Source organism: Allostigmatella hybrida (assembly GCF_020103775.1).
In the GTDB taxonomy this organism is placed as follows: domain Bacteria; phylum Myxococcota; class Myxococcia; order Myxococcales; family Myxococcaceae; genus Hyalangium; species Hyalangium aurantiaca.
In genome coordinates this window covers 26,745-53,044 of record NZ_JAHXBH010000024.1, presented here as the reverse complement: position 1 = coordinate 53,044, position 26,300 = coordinate 26,745, and the positions used below count along the sequence as shown (strand labels likewise).

General features: G+C 70.2%; 21 protein-coding genes. 6 read left to right on the top strand and 15 right to left on the bottom strand.

Going from position 1 to position 26,300, the window contains the following annotated elements:
• Positions 1–14: 14 nt before the first annotated feature.
• The 4 genes from KY661_RS27985 to KY661_RS27970 all read right to left on the bottom strand — a co-directional run bounded on the left by KY661_RS27985 (position 15) and on the right by KY661_RS27970 (position 4,716).
• Positions 15–1,205: a URC4/urg3 family protein gene (locus tag KY661_RS27985; RefSeq protein ID WP_225413122.1), complete on the bottom strand. Its 1,191-nt coding sequence runs from the start codon at positions 1,203–1,205 to the stop codon at positions 15–17.
• Entirely contained in the window at positions 1,198–2,451 is a 1,254-nt protein-coding gene (locus KY661_RS27980; protein WP_225413121.1) for a GTP cyclohydrolase II, read from the bottom strand. The genes KY661_RS27985 and KY661_RS27980 overlap by 8 nt, the downstream gene beginning before the upstream one ends.
• 67 nt (positions 2,452–2,518) lie before the next feature.
• Positions 2,519–4,003: a CoA-acylating methylmalonate-semialdehyde dehydrogenase gene (gene mmsA, locus KY661_RS27975; RefSeq protein ID WP_225413120.1), complete on the bottom strand. Its 1,485-nt coding sequence runs from the start codon at positions 4,001–4,003 to the stop codon at positions 2,519–2,521.
• 155 nt (positions 4,004–4,158) lie between these two features.
• On the bottom strand, positions 4,159–4,716 hold the full coding sequence (locus KY661_RS27970; RefSeq protein WP_075005854.1) for a DUF2378 family protein: 558 nt from the start codon (positions 4,714–4,716) through the stop codon (positions 4,159–4,161).
• A 113-nt stretch (positions 4,717–4,829) separates the two neighbouring features.
• Here KY661_RS27970 and KY661_RS27965 point away from each other — a divergent pair, with 113 nt between their 5' ends.
• On the top strand, positions 4,830–5,231 hold the full coding sequence (locus KY661_RS27965) for a DUF3592 domain-containing protein (RefSeq protein ID WP_075005855.1): 402 nt from the start codon (positions 4,830–4,832) through the stop codon (positions 5,229–5,231).
• Between the two features lie 15 nt (positions 5,232–5,246).
• Here KY661_RS27965 and KY661_RS27960 read toward each other — a convergent pair whose 3' ends face one another.
• The 3 genes from KY661_RS27960 to KY661_RS27950 form a co-directional block, all read right to left on the bottom strand.
• On the bottom strand, positions 5,247–5,774 hold the full coding sequence (locus KY661_RS27960; protein WP_225413119.1) for a GNAT family N-acetyltransferase: 528 nt from the start codon (positions 5,772–5,774) through the stop codon (positions 5,247–5,249).
• A gap of 36 nt (positions 5,775–5,810) precedes the next feature.
• Positions 5,811–7,757, bottom strand: coding sequence for a DUF4091 domain-containing protein (locus KY661_RS27955; protein ID WP_225413118.1), 1,947 nt, complete (start codon positions 7,755–7,757; stop codon positions 5,811–5,813).
• A gap of 111 nt (positions 7,758–7,868) precedes the next feature.
• The gene (locus tag KY661_RS27950) at positions 7,869–8,327 is read right to left on the bottom strand and encodes a hypothetical protein (protein WP_075005858.1); all 459 of its coding nucleotides are present in this window, start codon (positions 8,325–8,327) and stop codon (positions 7,869–7,871) included.
• A gap of 86 nt (positions 8,328–8,413) precedes the next feature.
• Between KY661_RS27950 and KY661_RS27945 the strand changes: the two genes are divergently transcribed.
• Positions 8,414–9,604 carry a hypothetical protein gene (locus KY661_RS27945; protein ID WP_225413117.1) on the top strand — a complete coding sequence of 397 codons (1,191 nt, stop codon included), beginning with the start codon at positions 8,414–8,416 and terminating at the stop codon, positions 9,602–9,604.
• A 3-nt stretch (positions 9,605–9,607) separates the two neighbouring features.
• Here KY661_RS27945 and KY661_RS27940 read toward each other — a convergent pair whose 3' ends face one another.
• The 7 genes from KY661_RS27940 to KY661_RS27910 form a co-directional block, all read right to left on the bottom strand.
• Positions 9,608–10,381 (bottom strand): hypothetical protein, encoded by a 774-nt coding sequence (locus KY661_RS27940; RefSeq protein ID WP_225413116.1) that lies wholly within the window; start codon positions 10,379–10,381, stop codon positions 9,608–9,610.
• The gene (locus KY661_RS27935; RefSeq protein ID WP_225413115.1) at positions 10,368–11,330 is read right to left on the bottom strand and encodes a hypothetical protein; all 963 of its coding nucleotides are present in this window, start codon (positions 11,328–11,330) and stop codon (positions 10,368–10,370) included. The genes KY661_RS27940 and KY661_RS27935 overlap by 14 nt, the downstream gene beginning before the upstream one ends.
• 278 nt (positions 11,331–11,608) lie before the next feature.
• Entirely contained in the window at positions 11,609–13,018 is a 1,410-nt protein-coding gene (locus KY661_RS27930) for a M20/M25/M40 family metallo-hydrolase (RefSeq protein ID WP_225413114.1), read from the bottom strand.
• A 71-nt stretch (positions 13,019–13,089) separates the two neighbouring features.
• Positions 13,090–14,517: a hypothetical protein gene (locus tag KY661_RS27925; protein WP_225413113.1), complete on the bottom strand. Its 1,428-nt coding sequence runs from the start codon at positions 14,515–14,517 to the stop codon at positions 13,090–13,092.
• A gap of 127 nt (positions 14,518–14,644) precedes the next feature.
• A complete protein-coding gene (locus KY661_RS27920; RefSeq protein WP_225413112.1) occupies positions 14,645–17,941 on the bottom strand; it encodes an amidohydrolase family protein in 3,297 nt (1,098 codons plus the stop codon).
• Positions 17,942–18,036: 95 nt separating this feature from the next.
• Positions 18,037–19,452: a PQQ-dependent sugar dehydrogenase gene (locus tag KY661_RS27915; protein WP_225413111.1), complete on the bottom strand. Its 1,416-nt coding sequence runs from the start codon at positions 19,450–19,452 to the stop codon at positions 18,037–18,039.
• A 121-nt stretch (positions 19,453–19,573) separates the two neighbouring features.
• Positions 19,574–20,770, bottom strand: coding sequence for a glycerophosphodiester phosphodiesterase (locus tag KY661_RS27910; protein ID WP_225413110.1), 1,197 nt, complete (start codon positions 20,768–20,770; stop codon positions 19,574–19,576).
• A gap of 245 nt (positions 20,771–21,015) precedes the next feature.
• Here KY661_RS27910 and KY661_RS27905 point away from each other — a divergent pair, with 245 nt between their 5' ends.
• Positions 21,016–22,062, top strand: a complete 1,047-nt coding sequence (locus tag KY661_RS27905) for an NAD(P)-dependent alcohol dehydrogenase (protein WP_075005865.1) — start codon at positions 21,016–21,018, stop codon at positions 22,060–22,062.
• A gap of 354 nt (positions 22,063–22,416) precedes the next feature.
• Positions 22,417–23,376 carry a hypothetical protein gene (locus tag KY661_RS27900; RefSeq protein ID WP_225413109.1) on the top strand — a complete coding sequence of 320 codons (960 nt, stop codon included), beginning with the start codon at positions 22,417–22,419 and terminating at the stop codon, positions 23,374–23,376.
• Between the two features lie 41 nt (positions 23,377–23,417).
• On the opposite strand, the gene KY661_RS27895 is transcribed toward KY661_RS27900, so the two are convergent.
• Positions 23,418–23,657, bottom strand: a complete 240-nt coding sequence (locus KY661_RS27895; RefSeq protein WP_075005867.1) for a hypothetical protein — start codon at positions 23,655–23,657, stop codon at positions 23,418–23,420.
• Positions 23,658–23,882: 225 nt separating this feature from the next.
• On the opposite strand from KY661_RS27895, the gene KY661_RS27890 reads away from it, so the two are divergent.
• Together KY661_RS27890 and KY661_RS27885 are read left to right on the top strand one after the other, a co-directional pair.
• Positions 23,883–25,235 carry an RtcB family protein gene (locus KY661_RS27890; RefSeq protein WP_225413108.1) on the top strand — a complete coding sequence of 451 codons (1,353 nt, stop codon included), beginning with the start codon at positions 23,883–23,885 and terminating at the stop codon, positions 25,233–25,235.
• Positions 25,236–25,328: 93 nt separating this feature from the next.
• Complete coding sequence (locus KY661_RS27885; protein ID WP_225413107.1) at positions 25,329–26,234, top strand: TIGR02266 family protein; 906 nt, start codon at positions 25,329–25,331, stop codon at positions 26,232–26,234.
• Positions 26,235–26,300 lie beyond the last annotated feature (66 nt).

The following is a 26,300-nucleotide window of genomic DNA, read 5'->3' as shown; positions in this document are numbered from 1 at the left end:
GCCCCGGGCATGACTTAGAAGACCGTTCCGTCGCTTTCGATGCGAATGGGCGGCGTGCCCCCCGCGCGCTTCTCCGCGGCGATGCGCCGGCCCGCGCTCCACGTGCCGCCCTGGAGCACCTTGGCCAGCGGCAGCTGCGCGGGCGTGCGCCCCAGCGTCTCGCGCACCCGGTTTCCCACCTCGTCCAGCAGCGCCACGGTGAGCGCCCGCCACTCGACGATGGGCTCGGAGCCCGGCAGGGAGGCCACCTCCAAGAGCCGCCCGTCCCGGGGCACCAGGAGCCCCAGGTCCACCAGCAGCCCGCCGTTGCGGTACTCGGGCAGCCCGGTCAGCTCATCCAGGTGCGTCACCTCGAGGCCGCCCTCGGCCAACGGCTCCAGCAGCGAGTACGTCAGCCACTGGGACAACTTGTGGAAAGGCACCAGCCCGTCCGCGCTCTCCGGCGGCCCCAGGCTGGAGTGCGGCCACACATCGCCCAGGTTCACCCCGTCCAGGGTGATGCGGCCCGGCCAGATGGGGCCCAGCCGCTCCAGCACCAGGCCCAGCACCGCGGAGGCCCGCACCGTGCCCCCGCGGGGCGCGAGCGCGTCATACAGCGCCCCAGGCCGGGGCAGCACCCGCCCCAGGCCGTGCAGCAGCGACAGCCGCCCGTCCAGCCCCTCCAGGGGGTTGGTCTCGGTGACTTGAAACCCGCGCGCCAGCGCCTCGCGCGTGAGGCCGGTGAGCCCCGCGGCGTCCGCGCGCAGCGGCTGGTGCGGATCCGACGAGAACGCGCCCGCGAGGAACATCCGGAAGCTGGCCACCGCCAGCCCCTCCGAGCGCGCGTACTGCCCGCCCCCCGCCTCGTGGTACTTCCAGCGCGGCCCGCTGCCGGCATCCAGCAACACGCTGGTGATGACCAGGTCCAGCTTCGCCCGCGCCCGCTCCTCGCGGGGCAGCGAGGCCAGGCGCGCATCCAGCTCCGCGTTGCGCGCCACGCTGCCCACGTCGAAGTGGCCCCAGCGGCTGTGCACGGGGATGTCCAGCGTGGGGTACGCCTCGCGCGTCACCTTCAGCACGTAGTCGGCCACCGCGGGCAGCTGCTCCATGCGCACGCGGAAGTGGGGCAGCCGGTCCGCGCGGCCCAGCTCCAGCAGCCGGTGGCAGCGCTCGCGCACGGCGCGCGGGCTCCTCAAATACGCGACGGACGGAGAGACCTCAGGCATCCAGGTCCCGTCCCTTCACCTGCTGCAGCTCCTGGGTGTTGGCCACCTTGCCCGGCGTGTAGTACCCGGCGGCCTTCTTGGCCTCCATCTCCACCTGGGCGTCCGCGGGGACGAGCCCATCGGGGATGGCCACGCGCTCGAGGATCTCGATGCCCGAGCGGGTGATGGCGTTGTACTTCATATCGCTCATGGACACGAAGCGGTGGATGCGGGTGATGCCCAGCCAGTGCAGCGCATCCGGCATCAGCTCCTGGAAGCGCATGTCCTGCACGCCCGCCACGCACTCGGTGCGGTGGAAGTAGGTGGCCGCCGAGTCCCCGCCCTCCTGGCGCTTGCGCGCGTTGTACACGAGGAACTTCGTCACCTCGCCCAGCGCGCGGCCCTCCTTGCGCGAGTAGACGATGACGCCCGCGCCGCCTGCCTGCGCCGTGCGCACGCACTCTTCAACGCCATGCGCCAGGTACGGCCGGCACGTGCAGATGTCGCTGCCGAACACGTCCGAGCCGTTGCACTCGTCGTGCACGCGCACCGCCAGGGGCACGTTGGGATCCGAGATCGTCTCCATCTTCCCGAAGAAGTAGATGGTGAGCCCGCCGATGGGCGGCAGGAACACGTGCAGGTCCGGCCGGGTGATGAGCTCCGGGAACATGCCGCCGGTGTGCTCGAAGAGGCCGCGGCGCAGCGCGCTCTCCGTCAGCCCGAAGCGCTTGGCGATGCCGGGCAGGTGCCACACGGGCTCCACCGCCGCCTTCGTCACCTTCAGGTCCCCGTTGGCCGTCAGGTGGTGCCCATCCGGCACCAGCCGCCCGGCGGTGATGGCATCGCGCAGCTCCGGCATGTTCATGTGCGCGCGGGTGATGGCGATGGTGGGCCGGATGTCCACGCCCTGCTCCATGTAGGCGCGGAACACCTGCGGGGCCACGGCGCCCCAGGGGTCCATGGAGACGATGCGCTCCGGGTCCTTCCAGGAGGGGAAGGGGCCAATCTCTTCCGCCGGCGCGGTGTTCGTCAGGTCCGCGCGGTGGTCCTGCGGCAGGCTGCCCGCGGCGACGGCCAGCGCGCGGTAGATGGCGTAGGAGCCTGCGTGGGTGCCGATGACGTTGCGGTGCGCGTGATCGGTGAGGGTGGCCACCACGGGCCCTCGCCGCAGGGGCTCCGCATCCCCCCAGTGCAGCCGGACGGCCTGCGAGTCGCTGTCCGGGTGGGAGGTGAGGCGGATGTGATTGACCGGCTTCTTATCGGGCATCGACGACGCCCTCCTTCAGGTACGCCGCGAGGGCGCGAGGGAACTGCAAGAGAACCGCGGGAAGGCTTCAGCTCATCCACGAGCCATCGGTGCGCGCCGTCCACTTGCGCGTCACCTTCTTCGTCTGGCTCCAGAACTCGACGCCGCCCGGGCCGGTGATGTCGCCATGGCCGAAGCGGGACTCGTTGATGCCGCCGAACGAGAACGGCTCTCGGGGCACGGGCACTCCCACGTTGACGCCCACCATGCCCGCCCGGGCGTGCTCCACCACGTGCTGGGCCACCGCCCCGTTGGTGGTGAAGATGGAGGCGGCGTTGCCGTAGGGCGAGGCGGCCTCCAGCTCCAGCGCCGCCGACAGCGTGGGCACCCGGACAATCGAGATGAGCGGGCCGAACAGCTCGCGCTGGGCCGCCTCCATGTCCGGGCGGACGTGGTCCAAGAGGGTGGGGCCCAGCCAGTGGCCCCCCGCCCAGGCGGCGCCCTGGGGCTTCTTGCCGCGCCCGTCCACGAGCACGCGCGCGCCCTCGGACTCGGCGCGGGCGATGGCCGCCTCCAGCCGCTCCTGGCTCGCCCGGTCGATGAGCGCGCCCATGCCGGGCCCGATTTCCAGGGCCGCCGCGCGGCGGGCCACCTCGTCGATCAGCGGCTGCACCTCACCCACCGCCACGAGCACGCTGGCGGCCATGCAGCGCTGGCCCGCGCACCCGGTGAACGAGTCCACCACCGCCTGCGGGGTGAGCGCCGGATCCGCGTCCGGCACGACGATGAGGTGGTTCTTCGCGCCGCCCAGGGCGAGCACGCGCTTGCCGTGCGCGGCCCCTTCCGCGTACACGCGCCGGGCCACCGCGGACGAGCCGACGAAGCCCACGGCCTTCACGTCCGGGTGCTCCAGCAGCCCCTGCACCGCCTCCTTGCCGCCGTGCACGAGCGAGAAGACGCCCGGGGGCATCCCCGCCTCCAGCATCAGCTCGCCCAGGGCGCACGCGGTGAGCGGCACCTTCTCGGAGGGCTTGAGGATGAAGGCATTGCCCACCGCGAGCGCGGTGGGGATCATCCACATGGGCACCATGGCCGGGAAGTTGAAGGGGGTGATGCCGGCGACGACGCCCAGGGGCTCGCGGCGGAACTCGCACGTCACCCCGCGGCTCACTTCCATGGCGCCGCCCGTGTCCAGGTTCTGGAGCGAGAGGGCGAAGTCACACACCTCCAGCCCCTTGAGGATCCCCGCGCGGGCCTCGCCCACCGTCTTGCCGGCCTCGCTGGCGGCGAGGTGCGCCAGCCGCTCCAGGTTCTTCTCCAGCAGCGCGCGGAAGCGCGACAGGTGCACGGTGCGCTCGCGCAGGCCCATGGCCTGCCAGCCCACGGAGGCCTTCTTCGCGGCCTCGACCACGGGGGACACGCCGCTCAGGGGCGTCAGGGGCACCCGGCCAATCACCCCGCCCGTGTAGGGGCTGCGCACCTCGAGCAGCTCGGCGCCCACGGGGGACACCCACTCTCCTCCCACGAGGTTGCGGCAGACAATGGGACTTGCGGGAAGCTGCACAAAGGACACGGGGACCTCCCGGGGGCGCCCTGGGAAACAGGGAAAGACCCGATCCTAGCAGGGGCGGCTGGAGAAACCGCAACTCCCCCCAGCGTTCCGCCCCCTCGGGGGCTGTCTGCCAACCAACCCAGCAGCCTCCGGGTGTTCAGCAAACAGCGGGCGGCTCACCCTCGCTGGGGCTCCTTCCAGGCAATCCGATACGTCGTGCCCTCCGCGTCGCTCTCCAGGATGTCCACGGTCAGCCCCGTCACCCGGCCCAGGAGCATCCCCGCGAAGATGAGCCCTTGCACGAAGTAGCGCACGTGGCTCGTGTCATTCACCCAGACTTCCGCCACGGTGGGGGACACGGCCTTGGTGCGGGTGACGGTGTAGTTGTTGCCCGAGCGAAGGCTCTTCTGCAGCCGCCCCAGCCGCTGGTGCGGCCTCAGCGCCGCCAGCAACGTGAGCATGGCGGAGCCCATGGGCGTCTGCTGATAGCCTCGCACCATCAGCTCGCCCAGCATCCACCAGGAATCCTTCTCGGGCAGGGCCGGGAACAGCTCGGCGGCCGTCAGCTCCAGGCATTTGAGCCACGTTTCGAAGGGGTAGGCGGGCAGCAGCTTCTGGTCCAGATCGATCCCCGCCTGCCGGAGCTTGTTCTTCAACCGCGGTGTGACTTGTCCGGAGAGCCCTCGCAGGAAGAACCCTTCGACCGCGTAATCAAAGACGAGCCTCTCCGCCATGGGGCCAGCGTCAGCGTCTGGGCACCGCCAGTCAAGCGAGGGCTGTTCATTTGCGTGAGGCTTCCACCTGGGCTCTCCTGGCCGCTCCACGAAGTCCTTGCAGGGCGGGCACCATGGGGTTCATTTTCTTGGCGGCAGGTGTGGGCATGGGGGTGATTTGTCTGGTCACCCTCGTACGCACCCGGCGGTTCCTCGCCCTGGCCCACGAGACACACGCCCAGGTGGTGGGCAACCACTCGCGCCTTCATAACCGCAAGCCCACCTACTACCCGGTGCTGCGCTACCAGACGCAGGAGGGCACGCAGCACGAGGTGGTCTCCCCCGTGGGCTCCAACCCGCCCCGCTACCGGGAAGGAGCGCAGGTGACGCTGCTCTACAACCCGGCGAATCCGCAGCAGGTGCGCATCAACAACTTCCTCAACCTGTGGCTGATGCCGCTGCTGTTTGGCGTGCTGGGTGCTGCCTTCCTGCTCGTGGGAGGCCTGGCCCTGATGGCCAGCTCCCTGCGCCGCTGAGCCTCACGTCAGGCTTCAGCCCTGGAGCCTCAGAAGGTAGGCCTCCAGGTACACCGAGGGCGTGTCCAGGTCCCCCTCCGGGGTCCGGACGTAACCGCGCTGCTGGTACATGCGGGCCACGCCGGCGACGCCCCGGCGCACGTGCAGGGCCACGGCCGCCACGCCCCACGTGCGCGCGAGCGCCTCGGCCGCATCCAGCAACGGCTTGCCCAAACCCTGGCCATGGTAGCGGACCGCCGTGGCGAGGTGCCGGAGGTCCGCCGCGTGGGGCACCCAGGCCTCGGAGCCCGGCGCCCCCGGCGGGAAGAGGGCCACCGTGCCCACCACCTCCCCGTTCACCTCGGCCACCAGCACCGTGGCCGCCTCGCGCTTGGACGCCACGTCGCGCAGGGCGCGCTTGCGCTCGTCGGTGTAGACCACCTCGGGCAGCTTCTTCGCGTACTGCGTCACATACGCATCGACGAGCAGCTCGCCGATCGCGGCATCATCCTCGGGCCGGGCCTCCCGGATGTGAACCGGGCCCACGCTCTCGCTCTGGCTCATGGCCCGGCCTCTATCACGGCCGGACCGTGGGGGGGCTCACCGCCGGCGAGGCGCCCGCACCCGCGCGGGCACCCGGCGCCGCTCCATGAACAGCCACGCCATCAGCAGCAGCGCGCCCCCGGCGGCTCCCGTGCTTCCCCCGGTGCTGCACCCGGCCTGCGCCTCCGCCGCGGACTCCAGCGGGCCCGTGGGCCCGGTCGAGGCGGGCGGCTCCGGCAGGGACGCTTCCTCCGGGACCGGCACCGTCCCCGGGGCAGGGGCGGGCGCCTCGGTGCTGGGCGGCGTCCCGGGGGCGGGGGTGGACGGCTCCTCCGGAAGCGCGGGTGCTCCCGTGAGCTCCAGGTAGCGCGAGATGAGCTTCTTCCGGGCGCGCTCGAACGCCTCGCCCTCGTCCGGCACCTTCGAGGCAGAGGGGATGAGCTGACGGGCCACCTTGTTCGCGAAGGCCGGGTCTCCCGCGTCGCTCACGGCCTTGAGCCACTCGTAGTCCTGCACGCCCATGCGGATGAGCTTCAGCCGGATGGAGGCCACCGGCACATCCGTGGCGCCGCCGATGGCCGCGGGCGTGCCGGGGTAGAATAGCGTCCCGTCGCCGTTGCCGTTGAAGCGGAACTGATCCGTCCACGCCGTCGCCAGCATGCCCACCGTCTGGTAGTACAGCTCGCCCGTGGCGCCCTCCAGGAAGGACACCCACTCCATCGCGCGCGCCTTCGCCGCCGAGCGGTCCACCATATAAGAGGGCCACCCGGCCCCCGGCTGGTTCTCGGGCGCGTTCGTCCCGTACGCGCAGCCGTGGCTCATGCAGCTCTGGTACATCCACAGCTCCCGGCCCGGCCGCGAGAGGAAGTCCTCGTAGGTGGCCCGCTGGCTGCCCAGGAACGGCGGCGCCGCCCCATCCAGGTGGTTCACCACGGGCGCCGCCACGTCCATGAGCTCCTCCAGCCCGTGGCGGGCCAGTTCCCGCGAGTTCGTCGTCACCAGCGTGCGCAGCTCCGGCGCCACCTGCCGGGCCAGCTCCGCGTTCTGGCGCAGCGCCTCGAAGGAGATGCCATACGGGGGCTCGTCGCCCACGAAGTCATACGCCCGCGGCAGCCAGCCGCGCGCCTGCGCCCCGGCCGTGAAGTCCGCGAGCCCCTCCGCCGTGTGCTCGCCCACGTACTGGAAGCTCGTCAGCCGCGCGCCGGGCAGCCGCGTCTGCACGGTGCCGTCCAGGAACGGGCCCCACACCGCCTCGAAGGCGCTAAAGGGCTGGGGCGCGCGCGGGAAGCCGCTGGAGAGCGACACCCGGTGCTCCAGCGCCATGCGGTGGTAGCGCGCCAGCAGCTCCTCCTGCTTCGCCACCGGACAGTCCGGGCTGCCCGTGTGCGCGTTGCACACGTGCGGCGGCCACACCAGGAAGGCCGTGGCCAGCGACGGGGTGCTGGGCAGCGTCGCGTCCACCACCGTCAGCCGCACGCCCACCCGCGCGGGCGCGCCTTGCGAGGACGTCACCTCCACCGTGCCCCGGTACTGGCCGGGCGGCGCATCCACCGGCACGTGCACATCCACCCAGATGGCGCGCGTCTCGCGGGCGGGCACGTCGAACGGGAAGGCGCGGCGGCCCTCGCCGGCAATCTCATCCACGTCCGGCACCAGCCCATCCGGCCACGGGCCCACGGGCGTGCCCGGCACCGAGGGCCGCACCGTCGTCAGGTACGCCACGCGGTACAGCGTCACGTCCGCCGCCGGAATGCTCGTGGGGCCCACGAGCGCATTCATCCTCGCGCGCACCCCATTGAGTCCCGTGTTGCCGCCGTGCAGCGCCACCTGGAAGGAGACGAACTCGTTGCGGGCCGCCGTGAGGTGCAGCTCGGGCTGGACGCGCGGCGCCAGGTTCGGCCGGACCTTCACCATCGCGCTCTCGCCCCAAACGGACGGAGGGGCCGCGGCGGCAGGCAGCGCCAGCAGCAAGGGCAGGAAGATCACCAGACGCTTGAGGTGCATGACGGGCTGAACGAATGGCTTTGCCCGGTAGCTTCCCGCCCGCTCCCTCCCAGCAGGCAAGCGCCCGGCCGCCCGATGGCTGCACGCGAGCCCCTGCGTGCCGTCCGGGCGTCAGCGCAGGAGCTTCAGCGTCGACAGGGAGCGCTCCACCCGCGAGGAGCGGGGCCCGTAGTCCGATTCGGGCGCGCTGAAGGTGACGAGCACGAAGCGGTCCGGACGCGGCAGGACATAGACGAGCGTACGCACATTTCCCTTCAGGAACTCGTAGCGCGCCACCGCCCCGGCGGGGAGCGTTCCCCGGGCCTGCTGCACGGCCTTGCCGGGCAGGGACACCCCGGCGAGGCGGAACACCTCCTCGGGAGGCGTCTCCAGCGGGAGCTCCGGGCCCGGAACCGAGCGCAGCTCCAGACCGCCCTCGAAGTGGGCCACGGCCGGGGGCCCGGCCTCCTCCGAGGCGAAGCTCACCCCGGAAGGGGGCTCGTACTGGAGCCCCAGGGCGTCGGATGTGACGGGGCGGGAGCAGCCCAGGGCGAGCAACAGCGGCAACAGCCATGGCGTCGGGGGTCTCACCGGCCCAGCCTGACAGGTTCCCGAGGGATGGGAAGGCCACCCGAGCGTGCTTCCCTCGGCACGCCGCTCGGATACGCTGGGGGGCGATGAGCCTCCTCCGTCCCCGCGTTGCCCTGTTCCTGGCGTTGTCCCTGGCCCCGGACGTGCTGGCCCAGCCGGCCTCCTCTCCTCAGAACCTGGCCCCGCCCCGGCTGCTGGCGGCCCCCCGGGAGAGCCGGCTTCCCCTGCCGAAGACGCCCGGGAAGGACACCCCGCCGGTTCCGTTCGAGGATGTCCTCACCAAGCTGCGCAAGTCGGGCAAGGTCGCCACGGCCCAGCGCCTGCTCAACGCGGCCAACGCGGCGAAGGCCGAGCAGCAGAAGCGGGGCAAGGGCCAGGTCGTGGCCGGCCGCGCTGTCATCACCAGAGGTCCTGGCAAGCTGGAGCAGCTGCTCGTGCCGGGGACGCTCGTGGAGGACGGCTGGTTCGTCGCGCTGATGGAGGACCCGAAGCAGCTCGTTCCGCTTCGCCTGCATGGGTACGAGCCCGTGGGCGTTTCCCCGCTGGAGTTTCCCCAGAAGGACGTCATCCACCTGGGGGACATCGCCCTGAACCCGCTGCCCCCGGAGAAGACCGGCACGGTGAAGGGCCGGGTCCTGGCCTCGGAGCCGAAGACGCCCCTCCAGGCCTACGCCTTCATCGTCCCCGGGAATGTCGCCGCCTCCTCCGGCAAGGGGGAGCCCGCCCGGCCAGGGGCGAAGGTGGAGGTGAAGCTCCAGCCGGATGGCAGCTTCCAGTTGGGAGGTCTCACGCCGCGCCCGGCGCGCTACGAGCTGTGGTTCAAGGCAGCAGGGCACGAGCCACAGAGCCAGACCCTCAACCTGGCGGCGGGCACGACCCAGGATCTGGGAGAGATCCGGCTGTCGAAGCCGAGCAAGCTGCGCGTGCGCTACGTCCTGTCGAACACGCCGCCCCCCTTCCAGAACGCGCAGGTGCGCGAGGCGCAGATCTCGGAGAACCAGTCGTTCAAGGCCGACCCGGCGATGAAGGGCGACACGTTCTTCCTCCAGCCCCGTCCGGGAGGGGACCGGCTGAAGTTCGCCACCCAGCCCACGCGGCTCGCCTCGCTCGGCCAGGGCAAGCTGGAGGACTACGCCTCCGTGGACCCCGCCAGCGTGAAGTTCGCCGTGCCCTATGAGGTGCCCTTCGAGCCAGGCCGCGTCTACCTCGTGGACCACCGCGCCGCCGAGCGGTGGGTGCTCTTCCAGGTCGAGGGCAGCGCGCCGGCCAAGAAGTAACCGTCAGAATTCCGAGAAGAGGTCCACGACGGCCTGCGCGAGCAATTCCTGCTCGGCAGGCTCCAAGCTGCTGGCGTATTCGAGCACATCCCGCACGCCAGGTGAGGAGGGCTCGCGAAAGAGATCCACCAGCTTCGCCTGGATGAGGCGCCCCTCGTGATCAGCCTGCGCCAGCGACGATAAAACGGTCTTCGTGCCCATGAGCATGACATAGGCGAAGAGATCGAAGCAGTCCTTCGTCTCTTTGGGCCTCTGCTTCAGCTTGGCCTCGACCTTCATCGCGAGAAACCCAGCGGCATCCGGAACCGAGAGCCTCAAGGGGACCTTTCCCACCGAGAACTCGATGCGACGCTTGAACTTCAACGCCAATGGGGCATTGGGCAGAACGGTCATCGGAACAGGGAGTGCCTCACGCTCGACTCCGGGCATGGAAAACAAATCGAGATCCATCTGAGCGCCTCCCGGCAGGGGCCTTGACCAGCGGAAATCCCGGACGCGCTGGTACCCCCGATCCCGAAGCACTTCTGGTAATCGATCCGCCGCGAACTCATCTCCTTCCAGTTCGAACAGCAGGTCCGGCTCGAAGGAAAAGCCCCGGTCCACCTCGATGCCCGTGCTCGTCTTGAGAGTGATCGTCCCCGTGCCCCCCTGAAGACGGGACTCCAACGCAAGCACCTGCCCACCGATCAGCACCACTCGCGAAGCCAGATCTCCCAGATCCAACAAGAGTTCCGCCAACTCCCTGAGCACTGCTTCGAATTGCTCAAGCTCTGTCATGGATTGACCCGGTCCAGAGCGGCAGGTCCTTGGCGAAGCGCTCCACCAAGGCTTCGGACTGCTCTTTTCCACGGCCCCCACTGTGGTGGAAGTCCACGGCTAACTGCGGCAGGGCCACACCGGGCCCGTGAGGAAGGGCCCGCGCGGCGTGATACACCCCGCCGGCCTCCGTCTCTGCGGCAACCTCGGGCCTCAGGATCCAGAAATTATGAGGGGTCATTCGCCGGAGCCCAAAGGCCTGGAAGACAGGTTCTATCGACCCCGTCAGATAGAGCCCATGGGGCAACCCCGAGACGATCCGCTCCTCTGGCAGCAGGCCACTGGCCAGGGTGAAGACGCAATGAATCCCTTGCTCTTCCAGCGCCTTGTAACCGCTCCGAAGAGCGTCAGGCATTGTGGAGGCCGCGTGGAAGCCCTCGGCGGTCACGGACGTCTTCTCCCCGCTCTCCAGCCAGGCCCGCAGGAGCCCTACCGCATCCCGGAGCCGGAAGCCTGTGTTCCGGGAGGCGCGGGTGAGATACCCATCCTGTTCAAGTTGCGTGAGCACTCCGTGAGTGTACGCATAGCTCGTCTGAGCCCGCGCCGAGAGTTCCCGTGCAGTCAGGATCTGCTCTGGCGACGCCAGGAGGATTCTGACTAAGCGACCCCCTTTCCCATGAAAGATGGGTGCACGAGAGCGCCGCTGAACGGGCACGTCACCATGTACCCGAATGAATTTCCCCTCGGAGTGCAGCAACAAAGTGCCTCGCAGATCCACCAAGGCCACATCCTCCCGCTCACACGTGGTGATGACACCCGCACTGGCCGCGTCCGTGACGAGCATCGGCACGCGAGGAATGGGCAGAGCGCGTCCAGCGGATCCACGCCGCCTCAACTCCTCGTCCAGTTCCAACAGCCGTCTGCGCAGTTGCGGCACGAGCGCAGGTAACAGCTGGGGCCGGTAGACCATGAGGACGGGAACACTCCCGGATGGCAAGAGAACCCGGGCCAAGTCGTAGACTGCCTGCCCCCCGGGGCCCCGCTGGGGAACAAGCCATGAGTCTTGGCGGACCACCTCCACGCCTCGGGGCATGGGAGGAGGGTGTTTCCAAAATCTCTCTCTAAGTGTGGGACCGGTAGAGTTCACAATTATGTCGATATACCCCTTTTAGAGCGATAATTGTCGACAGAATAGTCGCACATGTTGCGATTATCGACACAATTGTGTAAATGAGTGTCTGCCCGCTCTCAGTGTCCCGTGGAGGGAGTCGGAGCCTCCGGGCGAGGCAGCTGCTCGGGCATCTCCGCCATCGCGTAGGCCAGCCACGTCACCGCGGCCGTGCTCTGCGCCAGCGCCACCGGGTCCAGCGTGTCCGCGTGCGTGTGGTGCACGTCGAAGTAGCGCGAAGCGTCCTGCCTCAGCCCGAAGAAGGGCACCCGCGCTGGCAGCAGGGGAATCAGGTCCGCGCCCCCCGCCTCGCCCTCCATGAGCGCGCCCGCCCCCACCGTCCGCAGCGGGCTCAACCAGGGCCGCACCTTCTCCGCCGCCCCCGCTCCCGCCCGGAGCACCACCCCCACCGGCCGCCCGCCCCCCGCATCCATCTCCAGCGCCGCCACGTGGCGCGGCAGCTCCGCCGCGTGCGCCTCGGCGTAGGCCCTCGCGCCCCGCAGGCCGTTCTCCTCGTTCATGAAGAGCACCACCCGCACCGTGCGCCGGGGCGCGGGCCGCTGCTTCGCCAGCAGCCGCGCGGCCTCCATCACCATCACCACGCCCGCGCCATCATCGTGCGCGCCCGTCCCCACATCCCACGAGTCCAGGTGCGCGCCCAGCAGCACCACCTCCTGCGGCTTCTCGCGGCCCTTCACCTCGGCCACCACATTGAAGGAGTCCGCGTCCGGCAGCTCCTGGCACCCGAGCATCAGCTTCACCCGCACCGGCCCTCCCGCCGCCACGAGCCGGCTGAGCAGCTCCGCGTCCTCCACCGTGACGGAGGCGGCGGCGATGCGCGGATCTCCCTCCTCGAAGCGCGTGGCGCCCGTGTGCGGCGTGGCCAGGGACGCGGTGGCCAGGGAGCGCACCAGCGCCGCCACCGCGCCCGCCTTCGCCGCCGCCGCCGGGCCCCGGGAGCGCAGCGACGCGAAGCGCCCATAGTCCTCGGGCTTCTGCATGGTGTGGTTGAAGAGGACGATGCGGCCCTTCACGCGCGCGCCCAGCGCGCCCAGTTCCTCCAGGGAGCGCACCTCCACCACCTCGCCGGTGACACCCTCGGGGGGCGTCGCGCCGCTTCCCCCCAGCGCCATCACGCTCAGCGGCCGGCCCCGGAAGCGCTCCGAGCCGAGAAGCTCCGCCCGCTCCTCCCCCCGCACCCAGTGCGGCACCTTGACGGGCTCCAGCCACGCCTTCACCCCGTCCGCCTTGAAGGAGCGAAGCGCCCACTGCACCGCGGCCGCCGCCCCCTCCGAGCCCGACAGCCGGGCCCCCACCCCATCCGTGAGCTCCGCGAGGCGCGTCCAGGCATGGCCCTCGGTGAGCGCCGCGCCCACGAGCCGCTCCGCCACGGGCAGCGCGGGCGCCGCCTGGGGCGCCGGGGCCGGAGCCGCCGCCGTGAGGAGCTGAATCATCAGATGGGATGGAACCAGGAAGGTGGACACGAGCACGGAAGCCCTCCGGAAGAAGTCGCCGCACTCTCAGCCCTCGGCCCTCCCCCCGCAAGCGATTCCCGCGCCCCTTACTGCCGGAGCCGGAACACGAACGCGGCGGTCTGCTCGGGGGTGAGCAGTCCCGTGCCGAAGTCCGTGGGCCCCGCGAGGATGCCCGAGACGATGCTCTCCCCATCCAGGCTCGCCGCCAGCTTGTTCATCTGGACGATGCCGTCCGCGGCGAAGGCCGTCACCCAGCGCTGGTTGCCCTGGGCCCGGTCCACCTTCGTCAGGAACAGGTACCGCGAGGAGGCGGGCGGCAACGGGCCCACGCCCAGCGCATTGCCCGGCTCGGCGAACCCCATCACCATCGCATCATCCCGGGGGTCGATCATCACATCCAGCGCCGCGGAGCCCAGCGGCTTGGCCCACAGCTCGCCCCCGTCGCGGTGGTACGCGAGCAGCAGCCCCTGCTCCGCTTGGGAGTCGAACGTGTCCCGGCCGAAGGAGAAGCGCCCGGTGAACCCCCCGGTGACGAGCAGCCGGGTGCCCTGGACCGCGATGCCCCGGAACTCCGCGCGGCCCACCAGCTCGCGCAGCGGTTCGGACCAGACATGCTCCCCGGTGGCCGTGTACCGGGCAATCACGGGCCCGCGCTGCCCCTCGGGCACGGTGAAGACCTGGCCGCCGAACTGGCCCGTCCCGGTGAAGTAGCCCGACACATAGACATGGCCGTGGTTGTCCGGCGTCACATCCCCGAAGTGGCTGGGCTGCGCATTCATGAAGATGCGGTCCCACAGCCACCGGCCATCCGGGGCGTATTTGACGAGGAAGGCCGACGCCGTAGGCGCGCGCCTGGGGCTGCCCGAGCCCAGGTCCACGCTGCCCGAGAACGAGCCCGCGAGCAGGGTGTTGCCCTCCGCGTCCACGGTGACGCTGCTGCCGGGGGACAGCGTCCCCTTGAGCGGCCGGGCCCACGCGTAGTCCCCGTCCGGACCGTAGTGGGCCAGGAAGGCGCCCGCGGGCATGCCCCCGCCGCCCACGTCCGTGCCCAGCGTGCCCTCGCCCAGCACGGTGATTCCGCCCTCGGCATCCACGGCGGCATCCAGGAACCGGGTGCTCAGCCGGAGAACGTCCGGAGGCGGCGAGGTGTGGCCGAAGCTGCGCGAGCCCAGGTGGGTGCCATCCGGCGCGTACCGGGCCAGGAACGCGCGCGTGCCCTGGGGCCCCAGCGGCGGGGGGAAGGCACTGCCCCCCACGTCCGCGGAGGCGCCCGTGTAGTGGCCCACCATGACGATGTTGCCGGCCCGGTCGATGGCCACCGCGTGCGAGGCCTCGTTCTCGGAGCCATGGCTCTGACGGGCCCAGCGCGCGATCGGACCGGGAAGCAGCGAGGCCTGCTCCACCTGGGCCAGCGGCGCGCCCTCCTCGGCAGGGGGGACCTCGCCACAGGCCCAAAAACCCCACACAGCGCCCAGCACGCACAGACCCTTGCGTCCCCACACCCGCATCGCCATGTCATCCCCCCCCCGCCGGTGCCAGAGGCTCGGCCCGAAGTACACTGCGAAAATCAAATTATTCGAGCAGAGCTGCTTTTACTGTTACCCCCGGGCGTGAGGGGCCTGTTCATCCGGGAACCCCGCCTCAGTCCTCCTCGAGGGTGTGCGTCACGCCCGGGGCCCAGGCCTCGCCGCCCTCCTGCTCGAAGAAGAGCTTGGCGCGCGGTCGAGGATGGTTTCCCACCTCGTTCATCGTCGCCGCGTCGAACAGCCGCCCATTCACCATCGTGTAGCGGACCGAGTCGGTGTGGCTCAGGTTCTCCAGCGGGTTGCGGTCCAGGACGATCAGGTCGGCGAGCTTGCCCACCTCCAGCGAGCCCAGCTCCTTGTCCAGGCCCAGGTAGGCCGCGCCCGCCAACGTCCCGGCGCGCAGGGCCTGCAAGGGGCTCATGCCGCCCTGGCCGAACATCGACAGCTCCCAGTGCGCGGCGAGCCCCTCGCGCTGGCCGTGCGCGCCGAGCTGCACGCTCACGCCCGCGCCGTTCAGCTCCTTGGCCACCGTGGCCACGCGCACGTGGTTGAACTCCTCGTCCGGCACGCGCAGGCGGCGGCGGCTCGCCGCGTCCACCACGCGCCGGGGCACGAAGGCCATCAACCGCGGGTTCTCCCAGACGTTCGTCTTCTGGTACCAGTACTCCTCGCCCATGAGCCCGCCGTACGCCACGCCCAGCGTCGGGGTGTAGCCCACCTTGCTCGGGCCCCAGAGCTGGAGCACGTCCGCGTAGATGCGGCCCACGGGCAGCGAGTGCTCCACGCCTGTGTGCCCATCCACCACCATGGTCATGTTGTGGTGGAAGAGCGATCCGCCCTCGGGCACCACCAGCATGCCCAGCTCGCGCGCCGCCTGGAGCACCTTCTGCCGCTGGTCCCGGCGCGGCTGGTTGTAGCTCTTCACGCTGAAGGCCCCCAGCGCCTTCATGCGCCGCAGGTGCGAGCGCGCATCGTCCAGCGTCTCGATGGGGGCGCGGTACCCGGGGCCCTGCGCGCCATACAGGATGGTGCCCGTGGAGAAGATGCGCGGGGAGCGCGTGCGCCCGGAGCGGCCCAGCTCGCTGGCGGCGAAAATCTCCGCCGAGTTGTTGGACGGATCATGCAGGGTCGTCACGCCGAAGGCCAGCGAGGCGAGCTGCACCCAGCTCTGCTCGGGGAGGATGCCCTCGGAGCCCATGGGCCCGTGCCAGTGCACGTCCACCAGGCCCGGCATCACCGTCTTGCCCTTCACATCCACCACCTTCGCGCCGGCGGGCACCTGCACCTGGCCGGACTTGCCCACCGCGGTGATGCGGTTGCCGCTCACCACCACCACGCCATCCTCGATGACCTCGTCCCCACGCATGGAGACGATGCGCCCGCCCACGAGCGCCACCGTGCCGGAGGGCAAGTCCGCCTTCTCCAGGAAGCCGATGTCCACGCCCTTCTGCGGCGGCTCGGGCAGCTTCTCCGGCGCCCCCTGCACGAAGGCGAACGCCTCCTTCAGCTCGCGCGAGAACAGCTCGGGCCCGAGCGACCAGTGCAGCCGCTTCGAGTCCCCCGACCAGTGCAGGAAATTGCCCGCGTCGCGGGACACGCGCGTCACCGGCAGCGCCTTGCTGTCCTTGCTGGCCACCACCGTCTTGCCCCCCCGGCTCAGCGGGGCGACGTAGGCGTTGAACACTTCCTGGAAGGCCACCCAGCGCTCGTCCGGGGAGACGCGGTAGGAGACCACCTCCGAGCTGGTCAGGTGCGTGCGCGGCGCGGTGCCATCCAGGCCGATGCTGCGCAGCTCCCGCTTGTCCTCCTTGTCCCCGCCCTCCACCGCCAAGAAGTAGACCCGGTCCGAGGCCGCGCCGAAGTGCGGCTGCTCCCCGTCCTTCGAGAGCTTGCGCGGCGTGCCGCCGTCCTTACCCACCACGTAGAGCCCCGTGTCCCGGCTGTAGAGCCCCGGCAGCAGGTACCCGCCGCTGGTGGCCCGGTAGACGATGGAGCGGCCATCCGGCGAGAACGCCGGCTCCAGGTAGAAGCCCGGCTGCGCGCTCACCACCTTGCCCTCGCCGCCGCTGGCGGACACCACGCGCACGGTGCCCAGCGCGCCGTCATCCCACGTGGTGTAGACGATGGACTTGCCGTCCCGGGAGAAGGACGGGTGCATCTCGAAGTGCTCCGTCTGCTTCGTCAACCGGCGCGGCTGGCCGTTGGGAAGCTCCCGCATATAAAGGTGGCCGAGCGCCTGGTACACCACGCGGTTCCCCTGGGGGGACACCTGCACCCAGCGCAGCATCTTCACCGGGAAGCGATCGGGGGCCACCGCCTGTGCCTGCGGCGAGTGGACGCGCGCGAACAGCGTGCGCGTGCCCTTCACGTGGAAGGGAATGGGCGTCACGCGCTTGCTGGCCACCTCGATGCGGTGGAGCTTGCCCTGCGCCCAGAAGACAAGGGACTTGCTGTCGGGCGTCCAGGCCATGGCCGGGTACACGCCGTGGATGGCCCACGTCTCCTGCATGTCGCGGTCGAGCCCATCGAACAGCGGGCGCTCGGCCCCCGAGACGAGGTCGGCGGCGTACAGCACGCTCTTGTTGCGCACCCGCCGCACGAAGGCGAGCGACTTGCCATCCGGCGAGGGCGTGGGCCGCACCGAGCCGCCGGGGCCGGTGATGAAGGGCTCCAGCTCCTTCGTGTCCAGGTTGAGCCGCTGGATGACGTAGATCTGGCTGTTGGGGTCCTTGTTGTACTCGAACACCCGGCCCGGCGTGGTGTCCTGGCTGAAGTAGAGGTAGCGGCCGTCCGGGGAGAACGCGGGCTCGCCCGCATCCTTCTGATCATTGGGCCGCTCGGTGAGCTGGATGCCCTCGCCGCCGGCGCGGTGGTAGAGCCACATCTCGCCCGCGCCCAGCGAGCGGCGCGAGGAGAAGTGCTTGCGCCCCACGAGGTACTGGCTGTCGGGGGACCAGGTGGGGCTGTTGAGCAGGCGGAAGGACTCCTGCGTCACCGGGCGCGCGTCCGAGCCATCGCGCTTCATCACCCAGAGGTTGTCGCCGCCGCCCCGGTCGCTCGTGAAGGCGATGGAGGCGCCATCCGGGCTGTAGCGGGGCTGCATGTCCCAGGCGGCGCCCGTGGAGAGCGGCTTCGCCTCGCCGCCGGTCATGGGCAGCGTGTAGAGGTCCCCCAGCAGGTCGAAGACGAGCTCGTCCCCCTTGGGGCTCACGTCCACGCTCATCCACGTGCCCTCGGTGACGTCCAGGGGCACCTCGGTGGCGGGGAAGCCCGGCGCGTTGACGTTCCAGGTGGGAGGGGCCGCCGGAGCCGCGGGCGGCGGGGATGCGGGCGGCGGCGTCTGGGCCCACGCGGAGGAGAGCGCTCCGGTGGCGAGGAACACGCGGCACAGCGACACGGCGAGTCGTTTCACGAGGCGTCCTGGGGAAAGTCCGGGCGGGGGATACTCAAGGATACCGCCCGGACTTTCGAGACAAATTGAACGCCCCTGGCAGGCAGGGAGGCGGCTCAGTCCTTGCGCAGCAGGTAGAGCGCCCCGGCCTTGTCGTCGCTGATCAACAAGCCGCCATCGGGCAGGACGGCCACGTCCACGGGCCGGCCCCAGACCGTCTTGTTGGCCCCTGCCCAGCCCTTGACGAGCGCCCGCTCCTCGGTGGGCTGGCGCGTTGCGGCATCCCACCCGAAGTGAGCCACCTTGTAGCCCACCCCGCCGGTGTGGTTCCACGAGCCGTGGTAGGCCACCACGAGGCCCGGGTTGTAGGGCGCGGGGAAGGCGGTGCCCTGGAGGAAGGCCAGCCCCAGCGGCGCCGAGTGCGCCTGGATGCCCTGGTCCACGGGGTCCATCTGGGCGCAGTCCACGCTCCCGGTGCGGTTCAGGTTGTAGTCCCGGTCGTAGGGCATCCGCTTCATGCCGCTCGACGTGTCCGGGTTGGGGTTGCAGAAGGGCCAGCCATAGCGGCCCCCCTCACGCGCCCGGGTAAGGGACTCCGGCGGGTGGTTGTCCACGTACTCGGTGAGGACCTGGCCGTACTTTCCGGTGCCGTCATCGTGCGGATAGGGGATGTTGTCGCGCGCGTTCACCGTCACCCAGAGCGTGTCCGTGCCGGGCTCGAAAGCCAGCCCCTCCGCGTTGCGCAGGCCGCTGGCGAACAGCTGCCCCCCCGTCCCATCCGGCGCATAGCGGTACACGGTGGCGCGCTGGGGCGTGCTCTGCGTGTCGGAGAGGCACACGTTGCACGTGGAGGCGATGGAGACGTAGAGCTGCCCCTCCGAGTCCACGGCGATGTTCTTCAGCTCGTGCCCGTACTTGCCCTGCAGCTCGCCCGAGCTGCTGTCCGGCAGCCCATCCACGAGCACCGAGGCCGCCGCGCGCGCCGTTTCTCCGGGCGTCCAGACCGAGCGCGTCACCCGGTTCGTCTCGGACACGTACACCCAGGTGGTGCCCTCGCGGGTGTGGAAGACGATGTCATGGGGCCGCCGCAGCCCGGTGGTCCAGTCGAACACCTCGGGCGTCTGCCCGGCGCGGGGGCGCAGGAGCTTCACCACGCCCTGCGGGTCAGGCTGGGAGACGAACACGTCGCCGTTGGGGGCCAGCGCGATGAAGCGCGCATCGGGCACCCGGGCGAAGACGGAGATGGAGAAGCCCGGCGGCACGGTGAGGGTGCGCGGCGTGTTGAACGGATAGGTGTTCAAGCCCTCGGGAACGGTGACGGGCACGTCCACGCTGGCCTCTTGCGGGGGGACCGGCGGAACGCCCCCATCCTCGGGAGGCAGGCCCGCGTCCGGGGTCTCCGGAGGTGGCCCCCCGGTCCCACCGTCCTGGGAGGGCTCTGGAGAGCTTCGGCAAGCCGAGGACATCCACAACAGCACGGACAGAGACACAAGCCAGTGGCGCATGCCCGGCACGCTAGCGAGCCATTTCATGCGCCTTCAACCTTTGGGGAGCCCCCTCCGTTACCCACCCCACGAAATGCGCGAAGGCTCGAAACGCCTCCGGGCGGGGCGCCGGCCCCCACGGCGGACCGGCGCCTCACGGCAGGTGCCCTCAGGGATTGTAAGAGTCCACCGCGCGGCGGCCCACGGCGGGATCATCGGTGAAGAACCCGTCGATGCCCGCATCGAGGTACGCGTGGAGCTCGGCGATCAACCCCTCCTCGCTGCGCGCGCTGTCGGGCCCGGCCACCTTGAGCGGGGCGGGCATGAAGGCGTTCTCCGGGCGGAAGGTGTACGGGTGCACCGTCAGGTTCACCGCGTGGGCGTTGCGCACCAGGTTGCTCGGCGGCAGGAACTTCCCCTCGGCATCCACGTTGATGATGCTGCGCTTGTAGGGCCCGACGCCGTTGGCGTAGGTGGCGATCTCCTTCATGCCCGCCTCGGTCATCAGGTCCGCATAGGTGCGCGTATCGCCCTTCACGGCGAAGTCGTACGGCCTGCGGGCCTCCTCCTCCATCAACTGCACCAGCTTCCAGTTGGGCTGCGAGGTGCCCAGCTGCTGGCGGAGATCCTTCAGGTTCTGGGTCTCGAAGGACTGGATGTACACGGTGGCCTGGCTCGCGGTGTAGCTGTCCGCCCTGAGCGTGGCGACGAGCGGCGCCTCCAGCGCCAGCCCGATGGACTGGAAGTACGTGGGGTGCTTCGTCTCCGGGTAGATGGGAACCGTGCGGCCGATTTCGGCCGACAGCTGCTTGGCCAGCGCGATGACCTCGGCGAGCGTGGGAATCTCGAACTGGTCGTCGTACTGGGTGTTGCCGGGGCGCGTGGCGGGGATGCGCTCGCGGGCGCGCAGCTCCTTGAGCTCCGCCAGCGTGAAGTCCTCGGTGAACCAGCCGGTGAGCGGCACCCCGTCAATGGTCTTCGTCACCTTGCGGTCGGCGAACTTGGCCACCTGAGACACGTTCGTGGTGCCCGAAATCTCATTCTCGTGCCGTGCCACCAGCACGCCATCCTTCGTGGACACGAGGTCCGGCTCGATGATGTCCGCGCCGTCCTCGACGGCCTTGCGGTAGGCCGCCAGGGTGTGCTCGGGCCTCAGCGCGCTGGCGCCCCGGTGCCCCACCACGAGGGCCTTCTGCTCGACCGGGGGCGGGGGCGGAGGATCCTGGTCATCGTCATCACAACCGGCAAGCGTCAGGGCGCAGCCCGCCACGAACGGCAGGGCCAGGGACAGGCGAAGGAAGCGGCGGAACGAGAAGGGGGAGTAGGGGTGCAGGGGCAGTCTCCTTGTCTGTAACGCGTGCGTCACAGGGGCGGCGACCGTACCACCGGCACATGACACGCTGGTGAACCTCACGGCAACACGGCATCACACCGCGTCGCGGCATTCCCTTCCCCGGCCTCCGCCACGCCCGGAGCGACAGCCTGTGTTGTGGAAGGCATCAGCCCACACCCGGGGTCCTTTTTTCGCGGCAGGGCCCTATCCCACCCGTTACCCTCCGCACGTCTTTTCGCCGCGTTGCACCTACCTTGTTTTGCCCTTTGGAATTTTTCATGCCGACTACCCCTGCCTATGCCGCCCCGAGCGCCAAAGCGCCGCTCGCCCCTTTCTCCGTGGAACGCCGCGAGCCCGGCCCCCACGATGTGTTGATCGACATCCACTACTGCGGTGTCTGCCATTCGGACATCCACCAGGCCCGTGACGAGTGGGGCGGCGCCATCTTCCCGATGGTGCCCGGCCACGAGATTGCCGGCCGCGTGGCCCAGGTGGGCGGCTCGGTCACCCGCTACAAGGTGGGGGACGCGGTGGGCGTGGGCTGCTTCGTGGACTCCTGCCGCGAGTGTGAGTGGTGCCGCAAGGGCGAGGAGCAGTACTGCGACCGCGGCATGAACGGCACGTACAACGGCCGCGAGCGCAATGGCCAGCCGACCTACGGCGGCTACTCCACGCGCATCACGGTGGACGAGAACTACGTGCTGCGCATCCCCGAGTCGCTGCCGCTGGACAAGGCGGCCCCGCTGCTGTGCGCCGGCATCACCACCTACTCGCCGCTGAAGAGCTACGGCCTCAAGGCCGGGGACACGCTGGCGGTGGTGGGCCTGGGCGGCCTGGGCCACATGGGCGTGAAGCTGGGCAAGGCGCTGGGCGCGGAAGTCACCGTGCTCAGCACCTCGCCGTCCAAGGAGAAGGACGCGAAGGCCCTGGGCGCCGCCCACTTCGCCGCCACCTCCAACAAGGACACCTTCCAGAAGCTCGCCCGGAAGTTCGACTTCATCCTCGACACGGTCTCGGCCGAGCACGACTACAACGCCTACCTCAACCTGCTGAAGACCGACGGCACGATGATCCTCGTGGGCGCGCCGGAGACGCCGTCGAAGCTGGGCGCCTTCTCGCTCATCGGCCGGCGGCTGAAGCTCGGTGGCTCGATGATCGGCGGCATCCGCGAGACGCAGGAGATGCTCGACTTCTGCGCCAAGCACAACGTGACGTCCGACATCGAGGTCATTCCGATCCAGAAGATCAACGAGGCCTACGAGCGCATGCTCAAGGGCGATGTGCGCTACCGCTTCGTCATCGACATCAACAGCCTGAAGAAGTGATGTGCCCGCGGAGCGCTTCCGGGACGCACCGTGCCCGGAAGCCGCTCCCAGGCCGCAGGCAGGCAAGCCGGGGCATGCGCCCGCTCCCGCCTTGAAGCCTTACAGGACATACAGCTCTCACGGCCTTTCCTAGTTACAGGGCTCCCGCCTCCTTTACAGACTGAGCGGGGCCGCTCGCAACGCGCGAATCCGACGGCGGGGAGGCTGCACCGGTGCGTGCTGAACGTTGCCACGCTCCACTCTCGCCTCGCGGGGAAGCGGCACTGCCCACGCGCCAACCCTCGCCCCGCGCGGCACAGTGAATGCTTGGGTTCTGCGTGCGCGTGCCCACTCGGGCGCGGCGCAGGGGCGTTCATGGGGCTGAGAGAGCTGAAGGAAGTGGCGCATGAGCAATTCGTCCGGGGGAAGTTCGCCCAGTGCGCGCAGACTTACGGGCAGGTGCTCCGGCTCTCGCCGAAGGATCCCAACATGCGCGTACGGCACGCGGAGGCCTGTCGGCGCGCGGGAGACAGGCTGCAAGCCATTGCCTCGTACCGGGCCGCGGCGGAGCTGCTGCTGGAGCTGGGCTGTGAGTCCCGGGCCCGGGGTGCGCTGAAGGCCGCGCTCGAGCTGGACCCGAAGGATCCGCTGCTCCTGGCGGACATCGCCGCCCTGGCGCCACAAGGGGTCATGTCGGATCTCGAGCGCGCATCCCTGGACTTCTGCGAGGCCGATGGACCGCCCGCGCTGCCGCCCCTGGAGGCCACCGTCGGGTTCGCGACGCCCTCTCACCGGAACACCCGCACGCCGCACGCCGCCTCGGCGGAGAGACGCCCCGCGCTGCCGCCCCTTCACCGGGCGCTGCCCATGGCTCCGCTCACGCCCCCGCCGCCGGTGCTGCTCGCCATGCCCGAGCCCCTCCCCTCAGGGCCCCTCGCGCAGTGCCGCTTCTCGACCGAGGACGTCACGCCCACGGTGACGTCTTCACCTTTGGAGCTTCCCGTTCTGACACCCATTGAGCTGCCGCAGCCGGAGCCCACGCCCCCGGAGGCCCTGCGGCCTCCTGGCATCCAGCCCCTGGTGTCCGTGCCCTCGCCGGGGCCCGCCCCGCGCGCCCGCGCGCCGAGACCCGCCATGGAGGTCCGGCGGCTGTCCCCCACGACGCTGGCCTTCCGCCTGTCGCCGCAGGACAGCTGGGTGCTCGTCCGGGCGCGGACGCCCCTGGACATGCACATGGTGGCGGATCTGGAAACGTTCCGGCCCGACTCCCACGAGTTCACGCTCGACATCACCGTGGACTCGCAGGACGAGGACGCCTCGCACGCGGCGCCCTGAAGCGTCCCTACCGAGGGGCCCGGGAGTACCGGGCACCCGGCTCAGAGGGAGACGGACTTCTTCGGCTCGGCGTCGTCAGGCATCGAGGCATTGACCGGCGCCTCGCAGTGGTCCCCCTTGCGGTTGGGGTGACAGTGCCGGACACCGTAAACATGGTGGCAACCACACGGGTCCACGCGCTTCTTGGCGCACACGGAGGGGTTGAACACCTGGCCCGCCGTCGGAACCGGAGGAGCCGCCTGCAACGCCATCGCCAGCAACACACCGCCCATGAATCCCATCGCCCTACCCCCTTGTTGCCCTGAAACATGAATGGGAATGCAGATCGGCTCGTGCAAGTCCCCGCACCTTTCCCATGGGGACGGATGTACACAGGCGGAACTTCGCCTGGGTGAACCCTTCTCCCGCCCCGCAGGGAGGGCAGGCGAGCAAGCACGCCTGTCAGCTCCTTCTGAACGTTTCCGTCGCTGGCGCGGGTTGAATGAGGTCCGGGAGGGACACACGCGATGAGCTGGATTCAACGTTTGGAGAAGGTCTCGGAGGGGCACTACGTGCTGCCCAAGACGAAGACCATGCGGGTCGACGCCGATCTGTTCCTGTCCGACAAGCTCCTCCATGGCGAGGGGCCGGACAGCCCGGGCCTGGAGGAGGCCGTCTTCTCCCAGGTCGTCAACGCCGCTTCCTTTCCGGGCGTCACCCGCGTGGCCGTCACCCCGGACTGCCATGTGGGCTACGGGGTGCCCATCGGCACCGTGGTGGAGACCGACGGCATCCTGCTGCCCACCGCGGCCGGCTACGACATCGGCTGCGGCATGGTGCAGCTCAAGACGACGCTGACGGCCGAGGACGTGGCGGACCCGCGCAAGCGCCGGCAGTGGATCGACCAGGTGATTCACCGCATCGCCGTGGGCGTGGGCGCCAGCCGCGCGCAGAAACAGCGCAAGGTGGACGCGCGCACCTTCGCGGAGGTGGTGCGCCATGGCGCCAAGGCCCTGGGGCGCACGAACTCCACCACGGAGCGGGACTTCATCCCCGTGGAGGATGACCGGGTGGACATCCCCGAGCGCGCCGCGGGCAAGCGCGACCAGCTGGGCAGCCTGGGCGGCGGCAACCACTTCACCGAGATGCAGGTGGATGAAGAGGGCCGGGTGTGGGTGATGCTGCACACGGGCAGCCGGGGCTTCGGGTGGAACATCGCCAAGCACTTCTTCGTGGAAGGGGCGCGCGAGCGGGGGCTGGGCTCGCGCAGCGAGGACTTCATCTGGCTGGACGCGGAGACGCGGCTGGGGCGCGAGTACTGGAACCTGCACAACATGGCGGCCAACTTCGCCGTGGCCAACCGGCTCATCATCGGCGAGGCGGTGTGCGCGGCGCTCGAGGACGTGTTCGGCGGCACCGCGGACATCTATTACGAGATTTCCCACAACCTCATCCAGAAGGAGGCCGGGAAGTTCGTAGCCCGCAAGGGCGCCACGCGCGCCTTCCCCAAGGGGCACCCCTCGCTGCGCAAAACCTCCTGGGAGCACACCGGCCACCCCATCCTCATCCCGGGCTCCATGGAGACGGGCAGCGCCATCCTCTTCGCCGAGGAGGGGGCCGCCAAGTCCATCTACTCGGTGAACCACGGCTCGGGCCGCCGGCTGTCCCGGGGCGAGGCCCGGCGGGTGCTGCGCCAGGACGAGACCGACCAGCGCATGGCCGAAGCGGGGATTCTGCTCAACACCCGGAACACCCCGCTGGATGAGTCGGGCCCCTGCTACAAGAACCTGGATGACGTGCTGGAGACGGTGGAGATGGCGGGGCTGGCGCGGGTGGCCCACCGCCTGACGCCGGTGGCCTGCATCAAGGGCGCGGACTGACCCGGGGCAACGCCCAGCAGGCAGCCAGGCCCCGCGGGGGGCTCGTGGCCCCGGCCGGGGGCGGCTAGAGTGGGGCCACGTCAGGAGCCGTCGATGAGGCCGCCCTCCAATACCTTTCTTCGTCCCATCACCACGCGTGAGGCCGAGCTCACGCGCGCCGAGGCCGAGCTGTCGGCGCTCGAGACGCGCACGGCGGATCAAGTGGCCCGTGCCTCCACCGAGGCCACCACGCTGGCCCAGCGGTTGAGCCAGGTCCGCACCGAGCTGGCCCAGGCGCAGTCCGACACGGGGGATGTGTCCCTGCCGGAGATTGGCGCCCGGCTCCAGGCCGCCGCCATCCCGGAGCTGGCCGTGGAGGTGGCGCGGGACCGGGCCCTCAACGCCCGCAAGGAGGCCCTGGAGGTCCGCACCAAGGCCAATGAAGAGGTGCAGATTGCCCTGCATGCCTTCATCCAGCAGACCCAGGCGTTGACGCGGGAGCTGGCCGAGGCGGAATCCCGCCTCAAGAGCGCCACCGAAGCGGCCCGCCTGCGCCGCCAGCAGGAAGCGGCCCGGGCCCGGCAGCCGCCCCCGCCCCCACCGGGCGCCCGGCCTCCGCTGGCTCCCCGGGCCCCTTCCTCGGCCTCCCTGAGCGCCATGCCTCCGCCCCCGCCCGTGGCCAAGCGGGCGCGCGCGCGGGTGCGGCTCCAGGCGCAGATTCACCTGAAGAGCGACTCCAACTTCTTCACGGGCTTCACCTCGGACGTGCTCGCCGGGGGGCTCTTCGTCGCCACGGTGGAGACGGTGCCCCGCGGCACCCCGGTGGACCTGGACTTCACCCTGCCCGGGGGGAGGCCCCACAAGGTCAGCGGCGTGGTGCGCTGGCTGCGCGAGCCGAATGACCACATGCCGGACCTGATGCCGGGCATGGGGGTGCAGTTCCAGGACGTGCCGCCCGAGGTGGCCAGCGCCATCTCCAGCTTCATGGCCCAGCGCGAGCCGCTCTTCTTTCCCGACTGAAACCCGGCTTTCGCTCAAAACCTGACATCACCGGTTGCCTGCCTGCTTGGCAGTGCCCAGGGTGGA